The sequence below is a fragment of the Streptomyces sp. NPDC002446 genome (assembly GCF_053595675.1).
In genome coordinates this window covers 61,026-75,106 of the sequence record NZ_JBSFYC010000037.1, presented here as the reverse complement: position 1 = coordinate 75,106, position 14,081 = coordinate 61,026, and the positions used below count along the sequence as shown (strand labels likewise).

The following is a 14,081-nucleotide window of genomic DNA, read 5'->3' as shown; positions in this document are numbered from 1 at the left end:
GCCTCAACCTCCTCCTGGCGCTCCTCTTCCAGCAGGCGTACGTCTCGATGCCGGTGTCGATGGCCCGCCGCGCCCGCCGCGCCCGCCGCGCCCGCCGCCCGGGAAGATCCGGTCCAGGTGGTGGTCCAGGACCGCGGCGGCGGACTCCGGGGTGCGCTGGCCGACCAGGATGCTCGTGCCGAGTCCGGCGGCCATGGCGAGCAGGCCGATCGCCTCGCACCGCGCGTCCAGGCCGGGCGGTGTCAGTCGCGCCTCCCGCGCCTGCTCCAGCTGGCCGGTCACCACGTCCTCGGCCGCGTGGGGGGCGTCGAGGAAGGGCTGGTCGGCGAGCGCGCGGTCGGTGACGGACAGGACGGCGTACGACGTCAGGACGAGGTGGAAGCCGGCGCTCTCCTCGTCGGTCGGCAGCGACGCCTTCAGGATGGTCTCGATCACCACGCGCGGGCCCGGGTCGTCCCCGGCGGAGCGCACCCGGGCGGCGACCCGTTCGCCGAATCGCCCGGTCAGCTGCCGCAGCCCGTGGAGCAGCAGATTCTCCTTGGTCTGGAAGTAGTACTGCACCAGCCGCAGCGACACGCCCGCCTCCGCCGCCACCTCGCGCATCCCGACGGCGTGCAGTCCGCGCCGCCCCGCGACGCGGACGAGCGCCTCGGCGATCTGGGTACGCCGCTCTTCGTGGTCCACGTGCTTCGGCATCGGCCGCTTCTCCGCTCGCGTCGGTTCTTCGGGGGGGCCGGTCCGGGTTCGGCCGACCATCTTTATGGTACGGCCGTACCAACATCATGATACGGTCGTACCATAAAGAACGGACGCCCAGGAGGTAGTCGCCGTGCCCGAGACCACGACCCGCACCAGGACCGATGTCGGCCGCTATGTGAGCGACGCCCTGCGCGACCGCTACTTCGCGGCCTGCGAGGCGCTCTACGCACTGGGGGCGCCCGCCGTCGAGGAGTTGGACGTGGCGACCGCCTTCGGCACCACGCACGTCTACCGCTACGAGCCCGCGGACCCCGCCGCCGCGCTCCGGACCCCCGTCGTCCTCGTCCACGGGGCGGGCAGCTGCTCCGCCATGTGGTACCCGAACACCGCCGCGCTCAGCGCCGAACGGCCCGTCTACGCCCTCGACACACCGGGCGATCCCGGGCGCAGCGAGCAGCGCGAAGCCATCCACCAGCCCGAGCGTGCCGCACAGTGGCTGGACGAGGCGCTGGCCGGGCTCGGCCTGGACCGCGTGCACCTCGTCGGCTCCTCCTATGGCGGATGGCTCGCCCTGAACCAGGCGCATCGCCGGCCCGGTCGCCTGGCGTCGGTCACCCTGCTCGACCCGGGCGGGCTGGAGAAGGTGGGGTTGCGCTTCTTCGTCTGGATCTTCGCCAGTCTCTTCGCGACCTCCGCGCCCAAGGCGCTGCGCCCGCGGCTGGCGGCCTGGCTGGAACAGCCGGTGATCACCGTGCCGGAGCTGCGCACGATGATCAGGCTGGGCGTGCGCGCCTACCGCATCCGCCGCCCGGCTCCGCTCCCCCTGTCCGAGGACGAACTGCGCACCATCCGCACCCCGCTCTACCTGGTGCTCGGCAAGCGCAGTCTCCTGGTGCACCCGCGGCGGCAGGTGGAGCGCGTACCGCGGCTGATACCCGGTGCCCGCGCCGAGATCGTCTCCGATACCGGCCACGGTCCGCAGCTCGACCACGCGGAGCAGGTCAACAGCCGGATGCTGGCCTTCATGGACTCCGTCGGCTGACGGCCCCGTCCGGCTGCGGGGGCGGCCCCGCCGGCCGGGCGGGCGGGGCCGCGCGGTCATACGACCCCCTGGGCGAGCATCCCGGCGGCCAGGCGCAGGAACCCGGCGACATTGGCACCGAGGACGTAGTCGCCGGGGGCGCCGTGGAGTTCCGCGGTCCGGCGGCAGGTGTCGTGGATCGTACGCATCGCGGTGGCGAGCTTCTCCTCCACGCGGGAGGAACTCCAGGTGTCCCGCCGGGAGTTCTGCTGCATCTCGAACGCGCTGGTGACCACGCCGCCGGCGTTGGCGGCCTTGCCCGGCCCGAAGGACACCCCCGCGCTCTGCAGAATGCGGACGGCCTCAGGGGTGGTGGGCATGTTCGCGCCCTCGGACACCGCTTTGACGCCGTTGCGCACCAAGGTCGCCGCGGCGTCGGCGTCCAGTTCGTTCTGGGTGGCCGAGGGGAGCGCGACATCGCAGGGGACGTCCCAGACCCGGCCGCCGGGTACGTACGCCGCACAGGCGCCCCGGCGCGGCGCGTAGGCGCTGATGCGGCCGCGTTCGCGCTCCTTGATCCGGTGCAGGAGTTCCAGGTCGATGCCCTTCTCGTCCACCACACAGCCTTCGGAGTCGGAGGCGGTGACCACATGGGCCCCCAGCTCCTGCGCCTTGGCGATCGCATGGCGGGCGACATCGCCCGAGCCCGAGACGACGACCCGCCGGCCGTCCAGTTCTTCGCCGCGGGCCTTCAGCATTTCGGCGGCGAACAGCACGTTCCCGTACCCGGTGGCCTGCGTGCGCAGCGCGGAGCCGCCCCATTCTGTGCCCTTCCCGGTGAGCGCCCCCGGCTCCCAGCGGTTGGTGATGCGCCGGTACTGGCCGAAGAGGAATCCGATCTCCCGGGTCCCCACTCCGATGTCGCCGGCCGGGATGTCGGTGTGCTCGCCCACGTGGCGGTGGAGTTCGGTCATGAAGGACTGGCAGAAGCGCATCACTTCGCGGTCGGAGCGGCCCCGCGGGTCGAAGTCGCTGCCGCCCTTCGCGCCGCCGAGGCTCAGTCCGGTGAGCGCGTTCTTGAACACCTGCTCGAAGCCGAGGAATTTGACGATGCCGAGGTTCACGGACGGGTGGAAGCGCAGACCGCCCTTGTAGGGGCCCAGGGTGCTGCTGAACTCCACCCGGAACCCCCGGTGCACGAGGGTGGCGCCGGAGTCGTCCTGCCAGGGGACCCGGAACATCAGCTGGCGTTCGGGCTCGGTGATCCGCTCGATCAGGCCCGGCTCGGCGAACTCCGGGTGCGCGGCCAGTGCGGGCGCGAGCGAGTCCAGGACCTCGCGCACCGCCTGGTGGAACTCCGGCTCCCCCGGATTGCGTCGCCGGACTTCGGCATACAGCTTTCCGAGGTACGGAGTCCGGGCGGTTCCGGGGACTGTGGCGATGGGGGCGCGGGAGGGCATTCATCCTCCGTTGTGACGAGGGCCTGCGGGCTGTGCGGGCCGGAAGGCGAGTACGGCGTTGTGGCCGCCGAAGCCCGCGGAGCTGCTGAGCGCCAGGCGGATGCGCTGCCGCCGGGGCGCGCCGGTCACCAGGTCCAGCGCGCGGGACTCCGGTTCGGCCCGGTCGAAGTTGGCGGTGGGCGGGACGAGTTGGTGCTCGGCGGTCAGCGCGGTCAGGGCGGCCTCGATGGCGCCGGCCGCCCCCATGGTGTGGCCGATGACGCCCTTGGCGGAGGTCACCGAGGGGGCGCCGGCGCCGAAGAGGGTGTGCACGGCGGCGGCTTCGGCGCGGTCGTTGAGGAGGGTGCCGGTCCCGTGCGCATTGAGGTGGTCGACCTCCCGCGGGGCCGCGCCGGCCGTCCGCAGGGCCTGCTCCATGGCGCGGCGGAGTCCGCGCGCCTCGGGGTCGGGGGCCACCGGATGGTGGGCGTCGGCGGACTGGCCGTAGCCGGCGAGCCAGGCGTGGACCGGCGCGCGCCGGGCGGTGGCGTCGGTGTCCCGCTCCATGACGAGTACGCCGGCCCCCTCGGCCAGGACGAAGCCGTCGCGGGCGGCGTCGAAGGGCCGGGAGGCGGCGGCCGGGCGGCCGCGGCGCCGGGAGAGCGCCCCCATGCGCGCGAACGCGGCGGCGCACATCGGCGTGATCATGGCGTCGGCGCCGCCGGCGACGGCGATGTCGCAGGCGCCGGAGTGCAGCAGCGCCGCCGCGAGGGCGATGGCGGTGGCGCCCGACGCGCAGGCCGTGGCGGTGTGCAGCACCGCGCCGTGGGCCCGTAACGCGATCGCCAGCTGCCCCGCGGCCATGTTGGGCAGGAAGGCGGGGAGGGTGAGCGGGGAGACGGCCCGGGGTCCGGTGTCGAGGAGTCTGCGGAACTGGTCCTCGTAGGTCCGCACTCCCCCGGCGGCCGACCCGAGCACGACCGCGACCCGGGTGCCGTCCCACCCGGCCGGGTCCAGCCCGGCGTCGGCGACGGCTTCCCGGGCGGCCACCAGCGCGAACTGGGTGAACCGGTCGTGTTTCCAGGACTGGGCACCGGGCACCTGCGTACGCGGATCGAAGCCGGGCACCCGGCAGGAGATGCCGACCGGAAGCCCGGCCAGCGCGGGGTCCTCGGCCGCGGTGCCCCGCCCCGCGCAGACGCCTGCCCAGGTCTGCGCGGTGCCGGTGCCGGCGGGGGTGATCAGCCCGATGCCGGTGACGGCGAGGTCCCCGTGCCGGCCGGGGCCGCTCACCGGGGGGCTCCCCCACCGGACGGCGCGCGTGCCGCGGCGAGCTGCGCGTCGACGGCCCGGGCGAGCTGAGTGAGCGTCAGTTCGGCGGCGGAGTCGTCCTCTTCCAGGGGGATGTTCCAGTGTTCCTGGAGCGTGACGTAGAGCTCGACGACGGCGAGCGAGTCGAGCTCCAGGCCCGCCAGTGTGGCTTCGGGGTGGATCTCGTCGGCGTCGACCTCGAACTTGTCCGCCAGTACGGTCACGAGGTGGTCGTAGGCAGTTTCCATGGCTGTTTCCTCCGGCGCGGGGGGCGGGTGGTGGTGCTGAGAGGGCGAGGTTCCGGATCGTGCGCCCAGGGCAGGGCGGAGGGCCAGCGCAGCGCGACCGACCCCCAGGTCAGCCCGCCGCCGAACGCGGTGAGCAGGGTGCGGGTACCGGGTCGGACGAGCCCGCGCCGCGCGGTGTCGGCGAGGGCCAGCGGGATGGAGGCGGCGGCGGTGTTGCCGACCTCGCGGATGTTGCCGTGGCGGTGCCCCCGTGCGATGCCCACCCGTTCGGCGACCGCGTCGAGGATCCGCTGGTTGGCCTGGTGGCCGATGAACGCCCCGACGCTGTCGGGCTGCCAGCCGGCCTGCCCCAGCACGGCCAGCGAGGACGCGGTCATCCGGCGTACGGCGTGCCCGTACACCTCACGGCCGCTCATCCGGAAGTAGCGGTCCTCGCGGCAGAGATGACGGGAGGTGTCGGGCTGGCGGCAGCCGCCGGCGGTGATGGCGATCAGGTCGCTGCCCGCTCCGTCGGAGCCCCAGTCGACGGCGGTGATCGCCCCCGGCTCGGCGCGGTCCCCGGGGCGCAGCAGGACCGCGCCCGCGCCGTCCCCGAAGATCACCGCGGTGTCCCGGTCCAGCGGATCGATGATGCTGGAGTACTTCTCGGCGCCGATCACCAGCGGCCGGGCGCAGGCCCCGGTCCGCACCAGCGCGGTGGCGACGGTGACGCCGTAGACGAAGCCGGAGCAGACCGCCGCCAGGTCGAAGGCGGGGACGGTGCCCAGGCCGAGCCGGTGGGCGACCTCGGGTGCGGTGGCCGGGCAGCGTCGGTCGGGGGTGGTGGTCGCGACCAGCACCAGGTCCGCGCGGGCGCGCGCGGAGGCCTGTGCGGCCCGGCCCGCGGCCACCGCGAGATCGCCGGTGCTGGTGCCGTCCTCGGCCGCGCGGCGGCGGAGGATGCCGGTGCGCGAGCGGATCCACTCGTCGGTGGTGTCGAGCACACCACGGCGCCTGACGTCCTCGTTGGACAGCACGCGTGGGGGCAGACAGGCGCCGATGCCGTGGACCACGGCGGTGGGGCTCACCCTTGTCATCTCGGCACTCCTCGCCTCTCGGGGGTCGGGGTCGCGGGTCAGGCGGCGAACGGGGAGGGCGGTTTGGGGATTCCGGCGAGCCCGCCGTCGGGCACCGAAGCGCCGCCGTCGAGCACCAGCGCCTGGCCGGTGACGTAGGAGGCGGCGGGGGACGCGAGGTAGAGCGCGGCGCAGGCCACCTCGTGCGGCTCGGCCCAACGCCCCAGGGGGACATGGGCGATCAGCCAGTCGGACAGCGGGCCCGTGGAGTAGGCGAAGGCCGTCATGTCCGTACGCGTCCAGCCCGGACACAGCGCGTTGACCCGGATGCCGTCGCGCGCCCAGCCGACCGCGAGGCTGCGGGCCAGCGAGATCTGCGCCGCTTTGGAGGCCGCGTACGCCTCCATCCTCGGGGTGCCGACCACGCCGGCGAGCGAGGACATCAGCACCACGGCGGCCTGCGGTGAGGCGGCCAGGTGGCGGTGCGCGCGCCGGCACAGGGCCGCGGTGGCGTTGAGGTTGACCGACAGCACCTGGTCCCAGTCGTCCTGGGCGGAGTCCTGCAAGGGGTCCAGGACGGGGCCGCCGTCGGGCCGGGAGGGGAGGATGCCCGCGTTGTGGACGACCACGTCGAGCCCGCCGAGCTGCGCCGCGGCGTCGTCCACCACGGTGTCCGCGGCCCCCGGCTCGGCGAGGTCCCCCGGCGCGAGGACGGCGGTGCGCCCCTCCTCCGCGACGAGTTGGGCGGTTTCCTTCAGCGCGGCCGGGGTCCGGGCGGACAGCGCCAGGTCGGCGCCGGCCTGGGCGAGTGCCACGGCCACGGCCTTGCCGATGCCGCGGGAGGCGCCGGTCACCAGGGCGCGGGCGCCGTCCAGGCGGAATGCGGCGAGTGAGGTCATCAGGAGCTCCTTTGCGCAGCGGGGGTGGGGACGGGCGGCGGGGCGGTGTGCGCCGTACGGGCCGGCGCTATCCGGATGGCGGGGGCGCCGGTCCAGGTCAGCAGGGCGCTGCCCCAGGTCACACCGGCTCCGAAGACGGCGAGCAGGATCCGGCCGCCGCGCGGCAGCAGACCGCGCGCGGCAGCGGTGGCCAGTGCGTAAGGGGCGCTGGCGGCACCGATGTTGCCCACCTCGTCGCCGACGATCACCAGCCGCTCGGACGGGATGCCGATGCGCTCGCCGAGGCCGCGCAGCAGCACGGGGTTGGGCTGGTGGGTGATGTACGCGTCGATGTCCTCCGGCCGGAGCCGGTTGCGGATCAGGCTCTCGCCGACGAGCTGCGGAAAGATCCGGGCGATGAAGTCGCGGACGGCTCGCCCGTCCATGTGGATGTGGTGCCGGTGCGCGCCGAGCGTGGCGGGGCTGGCGGGGGCGCGGCTGCCGCCGGCGGGGATGAGCACGTGGTGGGCGCCGGTGCCGTCGGAGCCGAGGCGGAAGTCGGTGAAGCCGGCGTCGTCCGGGACGGGTCCCAGGACGGCGGCGGCCGCCCCGTCGGCGAAGAGCACGGCGGTACCGCGGTCGGTGGGGTCGATGAACTTGGAGTACGCCTCGACGCCGACGACCGCCGCGTAGCGTGCGCCGCAGCCGCCGCGCAGCCAGTCGTGCGCGACCTTGGTCGCGAACAGCCAGCCGGCGCAGGCCGCGCTGACGTCCAGCGCCACCGCGTGCCGGGCACCGGTCAGGGCCTGGATCCGGCAGGCGGTGGAGGGGCCCAACTCGTCGGGGGTGGAGGTGGCGGCGACCAGCACGTCGAGCTGGTCGATGTCGATGCCCGCGGCGGCCACGGCGGCCCGCACCGCGGCCGCCGCCAGATCGGAGGCGGCCTCTGCCGGGTCGGCCACATGCCGGGTGTGCACACCGGTGCGCTCGGCGATCCACTCGGCGGTGACGCCTGCCGCCTCCGCGACGTCCTGGTTGGTCCGGGTGGCGCGGGGCAGGTAGGTGCCCATGCCCACCACGCCGATACGGGGCATCGTCGGGGATGTCTGGCTCATGACAGCCTTTCGGGTAGCCGGTCGAGGGACTCGGTCAGGGCCGCGGCGTAGTCGTCGGCGCCCAGCGGGGCGGGCGGCGCACCGCGCGGCGCGCTCAGGGCCTCCTCCAGCAGGGGGAGGTGCGGCAGCAGGCGGTCGCACAGCCCGTCGAGCACCGCGGGCAGCGCCCGTACCGTGGACGGGCCGAGCACGCCGGTGGCCAGCAGACGGCCGGAGAGACGACGCGCCTCGACCGCGCCGTACAGCGCCGCCAGGGGGCGCAGCGCGGCCAGCAGCCCGGGGTCGTCGACCGCCGCGAGAGCCCCGGACAGGCTCTCGGCGACCAGCCGGCTCCCGTACGCCTCGCCGAGTTCGCGGGCCGCGTCCAGCAGCGGGTTCCACAGCTCCAGGCCCGACAGCCCGGACTGGGTCCGCCGCTCCAGGGACCGGTGCAACTCCGCTGTCAGCCAGGCCTCCTGGGCCCTGGTGACCGCGGGCCACCACGCGGGGTGGTCGACGGGGACGTCGGGCGCCGGACCCCCTGCGCCCGGGGCGGGGCCGCCCTCCTCCGCGAGGGCCCGGCCGGCGTCCAGCACGATCAGCTGGCTGTCGCCGCCGGCGCTGTCGAAGGCGTGGGCGAAACCGTGGTAGCCGGCCAGCAGGTTGGGGTGCAGGAAGCCCGCGACGCCGCTGCGGTGCTGGCACTCGGCGGCCACGCGTGCGGTGCCGCGCACCGTGTGCGCCTTGAGCACCGCGAGCGGGCGGTCGACGGCGGTCCACGGGGCGAAGGTCATCTCGTCCGTCCCGGCCGCGGTCGCGGTGCGGCCTGCGGCCGTGGCGCGCGACCTGGTCCAGATCTCGCGTGCCGTGCGGCCGGCGCAGGTGAGGGCGAAGGACTCGGCCAGGCAGCCGAGCAGCGCATGCTGCTGGTTGCGGAAGGCCAGCACGCTCGCCCCGGGGGCCAGTCGGCCGTGGGCCGGGCGGCGTGCCGAGAACCGCAGCGCCCGTACCGCGCACTCCCGTGCCATGGCGGCCATCGCCGACGGCAGCGTCGCCCACAGGACCTGCCCCACGCACAGGGTCCGCTGCAGCCGGGCCTGCGGGGTGCCCAGCGGATCGTGGAACGTGCCCGCCCGGTCGATCCGCGCACGGTCGGCGAGCCACTGCTCGTGGCGCAGCCGTACGCCGTGGAAGCGCACCAGCGCGTAGTCCAGTGGCAGGGACGGCAGCTCGATGCCGCGGGAGATCTCCACCCCCGGCAGCGGGCCGTGCTCATCGGTGAGGTCCACCACGAAGGAGAACACCCCGCGGTCCGCCCCGCCGGTCAGCAGGCGTGCGCACACCACGGCCGTCTGCGGCATCCGTGAGGAGCCGACGCTGGAGAACTTGGCCGCTCCCGGGCCGGGCGTGCTGAGCACGAACTCCCCGGTGTGCGGGTCGAACGCGGCGGTGGTGCGGATGCCCAGATGGCTGCTGGCGTCCCCGATCTCCGTGACCATGAAGACGCCCTTGGAGCGGGCGCTCGCCAGCGCGTCCCACTGGCTGCCGAGGCGGGCCGGGTCGTCGGTCAGCGCGATGACCGACCCCAGGCAGAGCGCGTAGTGGGAGAGGGCGGCCATGTACAGCGGCGGGTCGGCGACCGCGACGCACTCGCTGAACAGCGCGAGCCGTTGTGGATCGCGGAGCAGTTCGGCGGGGGGCGGCAGGGTTTCGGCGAGCCGGCGCAGCCGCCGGTGGATGTGGTGGGCGCGGTCCGCGGAGCCGGCGGCCGGGGGTTCGCCGGTGGCCTTCAGGGCGGTGAGCAGCCGGCCGCGCAGCGGGTCCGGGGACGCCCCGTTGATGAGGTCTTCGAGTTCACCGCGCGGCGGCAGGCGTGTGGCCATCGGGACGGCTCCAGGTGGCGGTGCGGGGAGCGCCGGCCGGGGAGGTGGCCGGGGCTCCGGCGCGGGGCCAGGGGAATCGGGGATCGGCGAGGGGTGCGTGGGCGCCGGCCGCGGCCGGCGGCAGTGTGTGGCGTGCGTTGCGGGTCAGCGCGTGGCCGGTGCCCGCTTCCAGGAGCAGGGCGGTGCGCCGGGTGGTCAGCCGGTGCAGCACCTTGGGCACCCTTGCGGGGTGGGTCAGGCAGTTCGCCAGTCCGCGGTGCACATCGTCGCCGGGCCCGTACGGGCCGCCGTGGACGGCGGAGAACACGGGGATCCGGGCGGGGCGCGCGGCGAGCGGACGGATCGAGGCCGCGAACGCGTCGGCCGGCCCGGTCAGCGCCGGGTGGTGGGAGGAGAACGGCAGCCGCAGCCGGGAGGCGGACAGCCCCTGCCGCCCGGCGAGTTCCTCCACGGCCGACAGGGCCGGGACGGGGCCGCTGACGACGGTCTCGCCGGGGTCGTTGACGCAGGCCACGGCCAGCTCCACGGACCCGGACTCGCGCAGCAGCGCTCGCGTACGGCACTCGGGGGCGCCGATCAGCGTCATCCCGCCCGCGCAGCACGCCAGTTGACGTGCCAGCAGGCAGGCGATGCGGGCGCCCTCGGCGATTTCGAAGACGCCGGCCGCGGTGAGGGCCGCGATCTCCCCGAAGCTCACCCCGAGCACCTGGTCGGGCGGCAGGCCGATGCGGCACAGCGCGCGGTGCACGGCCACCGAGGAGCAGAACAGGGCGAGTTGCGGGGTTCCGACGGTGGCGGCGGCCAGGTCGCGGCCGCTGGGCGGTGAGTCGCTCAGCAGGGCCGGCGCCAGGGGCGCGATGCCGAACTCACGGCCCGTCTCTTCCGCTTCGCCGAATACCTCGGTGACCGCCGTACGCACCGCGGTATGCGCGCGGGCCGCCCGGACGAGCGGGCTGACGGCGAAGTCGCCCTGTCCCGGAAAGAGGTGGACGATCCGGCGCGGTAAAGCTTCGGTTTCTCCCTGGAAAACTCCGGGGGCATTCTGCATTGCCGCCCCTCCTTATTCTTCCGGTGGGCGCTCTTCCTCAATTGAACAGCCGATTCGGTGCCGTGGTAGTGAGGGTGTTGACCGAGGATGTTGAAAGGCGTGAAAGCGCGTCGGCGGGCGGATCGTTCAGAGTTGCGAAAGGGTGGATTTCAGGGCGGAGGTGCGGTGCAGAACCGCGGTCGCCGCGGGGAGCACGCGAAAGGGGGCGAGCAGTTGGCGCAGCCGGCTCACCGCGAGATCCGCGGCACCCGACCGCACATGGACGTACTGATCAAGAAAGGAACTCCAGGCGGCGCAGGCCTCCTCCACATGGCCGAGTGCGATGAGGATTTCGGCGTGCTGCGCATAACTCAGCGCCAGCCCGCGGTGGTCGTCGCCGGGCCGGTGCGCCAAGGAGCGGTTCAGGGCCGTGTGCGCGGCCGGCAGATCGCCCAGATATCGCAGGACCTCGGCGCTCTGGAACTCCAGCGCGGCGGGTGGATAGGTGTGGAACGGGCCCGGTGCGTGGGCTCTTCCGCCTTCGGTTTCCGCCGCGCTTTCGGCGCGGGCGAGGGAGGCGAGGGCGTCCTGGCGCAGTCCGCAGGCGGCCTGGGCGGCCGCGAGGTGGGACAGCAGGAAGGCCCGGGTGCCGCCGTCCGGTTTCCGGGCGGTGGCGGCGGCGGCCTCGGCGGCGTGCAGCGCGGCCCGCCGGTGGCCCAGGGCGAGTCCCTGGGCACTCAGTCCGCGTAGGACGACGGCCCAGGCGGTGGCGTCCCGGGCCTCGGCGGCGAGTCGCAGGGCGGCGTGGAAGTGGCGCTGGGCGAGCCCGTGGACGGAGGCGTCCTGGTACATCCGCGCGAGCAGGAAGGTGAGCCGCGAGGTCTCCACCAGCAGGCCCCGGTGCGTGTCCTCGTCCGTCGTCTCCCGCAGCCGCGGGGCGATGTCGTCCGCGAGGTACGTGGCCAGGGCCGAGCGGGCGCGCCGGCCGCCGTGCGCGTTGAACGAGGCCGCGTAGAAGCGCACGGCGAGCCGGACCACGGCGAGTTCGTCCTCGTCCGCGCCGCGCGGCACCGCGGACCGCGGCTCCCGCGAGCGCGGGCCGGCGCCTACGTCGGCGAGGTCCGATTCCCGGTACGGCAGGAGCCGTGCGGACATGCGGCGCGCGGGGTCGCTCTCCATTCCGCACAGTTCGGCGAGTTCCGTTTCGGCCGGGGATTCCTGATCGGTCGACCCGGTGCCCGGCGGAACGGAAGGCGCGCAGGCGAATCCCGCCGCACTCGGTGATACGGAGCGTCCGAGGCGTCGGGTGAGCGCTTCCGCTATCAGTTCGGGTACCGGCGGTGCCGGCTGCGTTCCGCTCAGCCAATGGGCGACGGCCGTCCGGTCGTAGTTCAGGTCCAGGTCGATTTCCGCGGCCAGAGCATTGACCGTGCGGGCGAGCGCGGCCTGGGTCCACCGGGCCTCCGCCAGCAGGGCCCGTAGGTTTTCGTTGCGGTCGCGTGACGGCGGCACTCATCCCTCCCGGGCGGGAGAGGCGGTCGAACGTCCGCTGCCGGTCCGCTGATTACGAGCCAATTCTGCGGACGGGCCGGGGGCGAACGGTGCGGAGGAACTGCGGGAATCCTGCTGCTGATCGGTTTCTTGAGGTGCCATGTGCCGCGCCTGGTGCTGCTGTTGTCCATGAGGGTTCGCTGCGCGGACCGCCTTGGCGCAACCGGCGCAGAATTCACCGGCCGATATGCCGCCCGGTGTCCGGAAAGCCGCCCTGCGCTCCCTGAGGTATGGCCGAAGTCCGCCCCTTAACGGAACCATGAATCCCGTCGGCTGGGAACGCCCGGCATGGGGCGGGACCGTGAACGTGTTGAAAGTCCCCGCACTTGCCGCGGTGCGTCCTTTCCGGAGAGAGGGCAGATCATGAAAGACGGATCAGCCAGGCGCAGGCGCCCGAACCGTCTGCTGGCCGCTCTGCTGGCCGAAGCGGACTGGTCCGCCGGGGATCTCGCCCGCGCCGTCAACGTCCTGGGAACGGCCCACGGGCTGCAACTGCGCTACGACCGGACCTCGGTGGCCCACTGGCTGGGCGGATCGCGCCCCCGGTCCCCGGTCGTCGAGCTGGTCGGCCAGGTGCTGAGCCGCCGGATCGGCCGGCGGCTGACGCCCGCCGACACCGGCTTCGACGAGCCGGACGCGGCCGGCGACTCGGTGGCGGCCGTGCTGCGCAGTGCCGATCCGGTGCGGCGGCTGGCCGCCCTGTGCCGGGCGGACGCCGACCCCAGCCGCCGGGCGCCGCTGGCCCGCTCGGTCATCTCCGCCCCGCCGCCCGTGCTCAGCCGCTGGGACGCGGCCCCGCCGCCCCTCCCGCCGCCCGCCGGCAACGGGCGGCAGGCGTCCTCGGCGGACGCGGCACGGCTGGAGACGATGGCCTCCTACAGCGCCCTGATGGGGGAGAAGTACGGCGGCGCCCACGGGCGGCCGGCGCTGGCGCTCTACCTCTCCGACGACGTGGTGCCGCTGCTCACCGCACCCGCCGAGCCGGCGGTCCGGCAGGAGCTGCTCACCGGCGCCGCCCATCTGACGCTCCTGCTCGCGGCCATGACGTCCGACGTCGGCCACACCGCCCTCGCGCTGCACTACTACAACGTCGCCCTCGGCCTCGCCCATACGGCCGAGGACCGTGGCGCCTTCGCCATCACCCTGCGCTGCCTGAGCGTCCAGGCGCACCGGCTGGACGACCACCGTCAGGCCGTCGCGCTGGGCGAGGCGGCACTCGCCGTCGCGGGCTCCGCCGTCCCGCACGCCACCCGTGCCTTCCTCCACGCGGGGCGTGCCGTCGTACGCGCCGGCGCCGGACAGCGCCGGCTGTCGGCCGCGGACCTCATGGCGGCCGAGCGGCACCTCGCCCGGTCAACGGGACCGGAGGGCCCCTTCACCAGCTATCCGGAGACCGCGCTGCGCTACCAGCGGGCCGAGGTGCTCGGACAGCTGGGGGACCACGGCGGCGCGCGGGCCGAGCTGGAGTGTTCCCTGGCCGGCCGGCCCGCCGAGCACCACAAGGCCCGTACGCTGCTGCACGCCCGGCTCGCCCATGCCCTGCTGGCCACGCACGAGGTGGAAGCGGCGGTCGAGCACTGCTTCCTCTCGCTGCGGCACTACCGGCAGCTCGCCACCGGATCCGTGCACGGCACGCTCCCCCGCCTGCTCCAGCGGCTCGCCCCCTACCAACGGCATCCGCGCGTCAGAGCCTTCCGGGCGCGTCTGCGGGCGATGCCCCGGTGACGCCGACATGGCCCTCGCCCCCCGATGGACACGGGTGCGCCGTCGTCAGCTCCGGCCCCGCGCCGTCGCCGTCGAGGTCGGGCACGCCTTCCGCGCCCAGCGTCAGCAGCGCCACGTCAAAGGGGTCTGTCACAGCTCTATAGGTATGTT

At 74.4% G+C, this 14,081-nt stretch carries 12 protein-coding genes; 2 read left to right on the top strand and 10 right to left on the bottom strand.

Annotation, left to right across the window (positions count from 1 at the left end):
• Positions 1-3 precede the first annotated feature (3 nt).
• Positions 4-696, bottom strand: coding sequence for a TetR/AcrR family transcriptional regulator (locus ACWD6P_RS21645; protein ID WP_451445762.1), 693 nt, complete (start codon positions 694-696; stop codon positions 4-6).
• 133 nt (positions 697-829) lie between these two features.
• Between ACWD6P_RS21645 and ACWD6P_RS21640 the strand changes: the two genes are divergently transcribed.
• Positions 830-1,741, top strand: coding sequence for an alpha/beta fold hydrolase (locus ACWD6P_RS21640; protein WP_451445761.1), 912 nt, complete (start codon positions 830-832; stop codon positions 1,739-1,741).
• A gap of 56 nt (positions 1,742-1,797) precedes the next feature.
• Here ACWD6P_RS21640 and gdhA read toward each other — a convergent pair whose 3' ends face one another.
• The 9 genes from gdhA to ACWD6P_RS21595 form a co-directional block, all read right to left on the bottom strand.
• A complete protein-coding gene (gene gdhA, locus ACWD6P_RS21635; RefSeq protein WP_451445760.1) occupies positions 1,798-3,180 on the bottom strand; it encodes an NADP-specific glutamate dehydrogenase in 1,383 nt (460 codons plus the stop codon).
• Entirely contained in the window at positions 3,181-4,452 is a 1,272-nt protein-coding gene (locus tag ACWD6P_RS21630) for a beta-ketoacyl-[acyl-carrier-protein] synthase family protein (RefSeq protein ID WP_451445759.1), read from the bottom strand.
• A complete protein-coding gene (locus ACWD6P_RS21625) occupies positions 4,449-4,718 on the bottom strand; it encodes an acyl carrier protein (RefSeq protein ID WP_451445758.1) in 270 nt (89 codons plus the stop codon). Before ACWD6P_RS21625 ends, ACWD6P_RS21630 begins: the two co-directional genes overlap by 4 nt.
• Positions 4,691-5,794, bottom strand: a complete 1,104-nt coding sequence (locus ACWD6P_RS21620; RefSeq protein ID WP_451445757.1) for a beta-ketoacyl-ACP synthase III — start codon at positions 5,792-5,794, stop codon at positions 4,691-4,693. The genes ACWD6P_RS21625 and ACWD6P_RS21620 overlap by 28 nt, the downstream gene beginning before the upstream one ends.
• A 38-nt stretch (positions 5,795-5,832) precedes the next feature.
• Positions 5,833-6,672 (bottom strand): SDR family NAD(P)-dependent oxidoreductase, encoded by an 840-nt coding sequence (locus ACWD6P_RS21615; RefSeq protein WP_451445756.1) that lies wholly within the window; start codon positions 6,670-6,672, stop codon positions 5,833-5,835.
• Positions 6,672-7,766: a 3-oxoacyl-ACP synthase III family protein gene (locus ACWD6P_RS21610; RefSeq protein ID WP_451445755.1), complete on the bottom strand. Its 1,095-nt coding sequence runs from the start codon at positions 7,764-7,766 to the stop codon at positions 6,672-6,674. The genes ACWD6P_RS21615 and ACWD6P_RS21610 overlap by 1 nt, the downstream gene beginning before the upstream one ends.
• Positions 7,763-9,628: an acyl-CoA dehydrogenase family protein gene (locus tag ACWD6P_RS21605; protein WP_451445754.1), complete on the bottom strand. Its 1,866-nt coding sequence runs from the start codon at positions 9,626-9,628 to the stop codon at positions 7,763-7,765. The genes ACWD6P_RS21610 and ACWD6P_RS21605 overlap by 4 nt, the downstream gene beginning before the upstream one ends.
• The gene (locus tag ACWD6P_RS21600; RefSeq protein WP_451445753.1) at positions 9,600-10,676 is read right to left on the bottom strand and encodes an ACP S-malonyltransferase; all 1,077 of its coding nucleotides are present in this window, start codon (positions 10,674-10,676) and stop codon (positions 9,600-9,602) included. The genes ACWD6P_RS21605 and ACWD6P_RS21600 overlap by 29 nt, the downstream gene beginning before the upstream one ends.
• Positions 10,677-10,802: 126 nt before the next feature.
• The gene (locus ACWD6P_RS21595) at positions 10,803-12,167 is read right to left on the bottom strand and encodes a tetratricopeptide repeat protein (RefSeq protein ID WP_451445752.1); all 1,365 of its coding nucleotides are present in this window, start codon (positions 12,165-12,167) and stop codon (positions 10,803-10,805) included.
• 402 nt (positions 12,168-12,569) lie between these two features.
• On the opposite strand from ACWD6P_RS21595, the gene ACWD6P_RS21590 reads away from it, so the two are divergent.
• On the top strand, positions 12,570-13,931 hold the full coding sequence (locus ACWD6P_RS21590) for a hypothetical protein (RefSeq protein WP_451445751.1): 1,362 nt from the start codon (positions 12,570-12,572) through the stop codon (positions 13,929-13,931).
• The last annotated feature ends 150 nt before the right edge of the window (positions 13,932-14,081 follow it).

Coding starts and splice junctions, on each gene's coding strand:
- ACWD6P_RS21645 (WP_451445762.1), bottom strand. CDS start 696: ATGCCGAAGCACGTGGACCACGAAGAGCGGCGTACCCAGATCGCCGAG.
- gdhA (WP_451445760.1), bottom strand. CDS start 3,180: ATGCCCTCCCGCGCCCCCATCGCCACAGTCCCCGGAACCGCCCGGACT.
- ACWD6P_RS21625 (WP_451445758.1), bottom strand. CDS start 4,718: ATGGAAACTGCCTACGACCACCTCGTGACCGTACTGGCGGACAAGTTC.
- ACWD6P_RS21620 (WP_451445757.1), bottom strand. CDS start 5,794: ATGACAAGGGTGAGCCCCACCGCCGTGGTCCACGGCATCGGCGCCTGT.
- ACWD6P_RS21615 (WP_451445756.1), bottom strand. CDS start 6,672: ATGACCTCACTCGCCGCATTCCGCCTGGACGGCGCCCGCGCCCTGGTG.
- ACWD6P_RS21610 (WP_451445755.1), bottom strand. CDS start 7,766: ATGAGCCAGACATCCCCGACGATGCCCCGTATCGGCGTGGTGGGCATG.
- ACWD6P_RS21605 (WP_451445754.1), bottom strand. CDS start 9,628: ATGGCCACACGCCTGCCGCCGCGCGGTGAACTCGAAGACCTCATCAAC.
- ACWD6P_RS21600 (WP_451445753.1), bottom strand. CDS start 10,676: ATGCAGAATGCCCCCGGAGTTTTCCAGGGAGAAACCGAAGCTTTACCG.
- ACWD6P_RS21590 (WP_451445751.1), top strand. CDS start 12,570: ATGAAAGACGGATCAGCCAGGCGCAGGCGCCCGAACCGTCTGCTGGCC.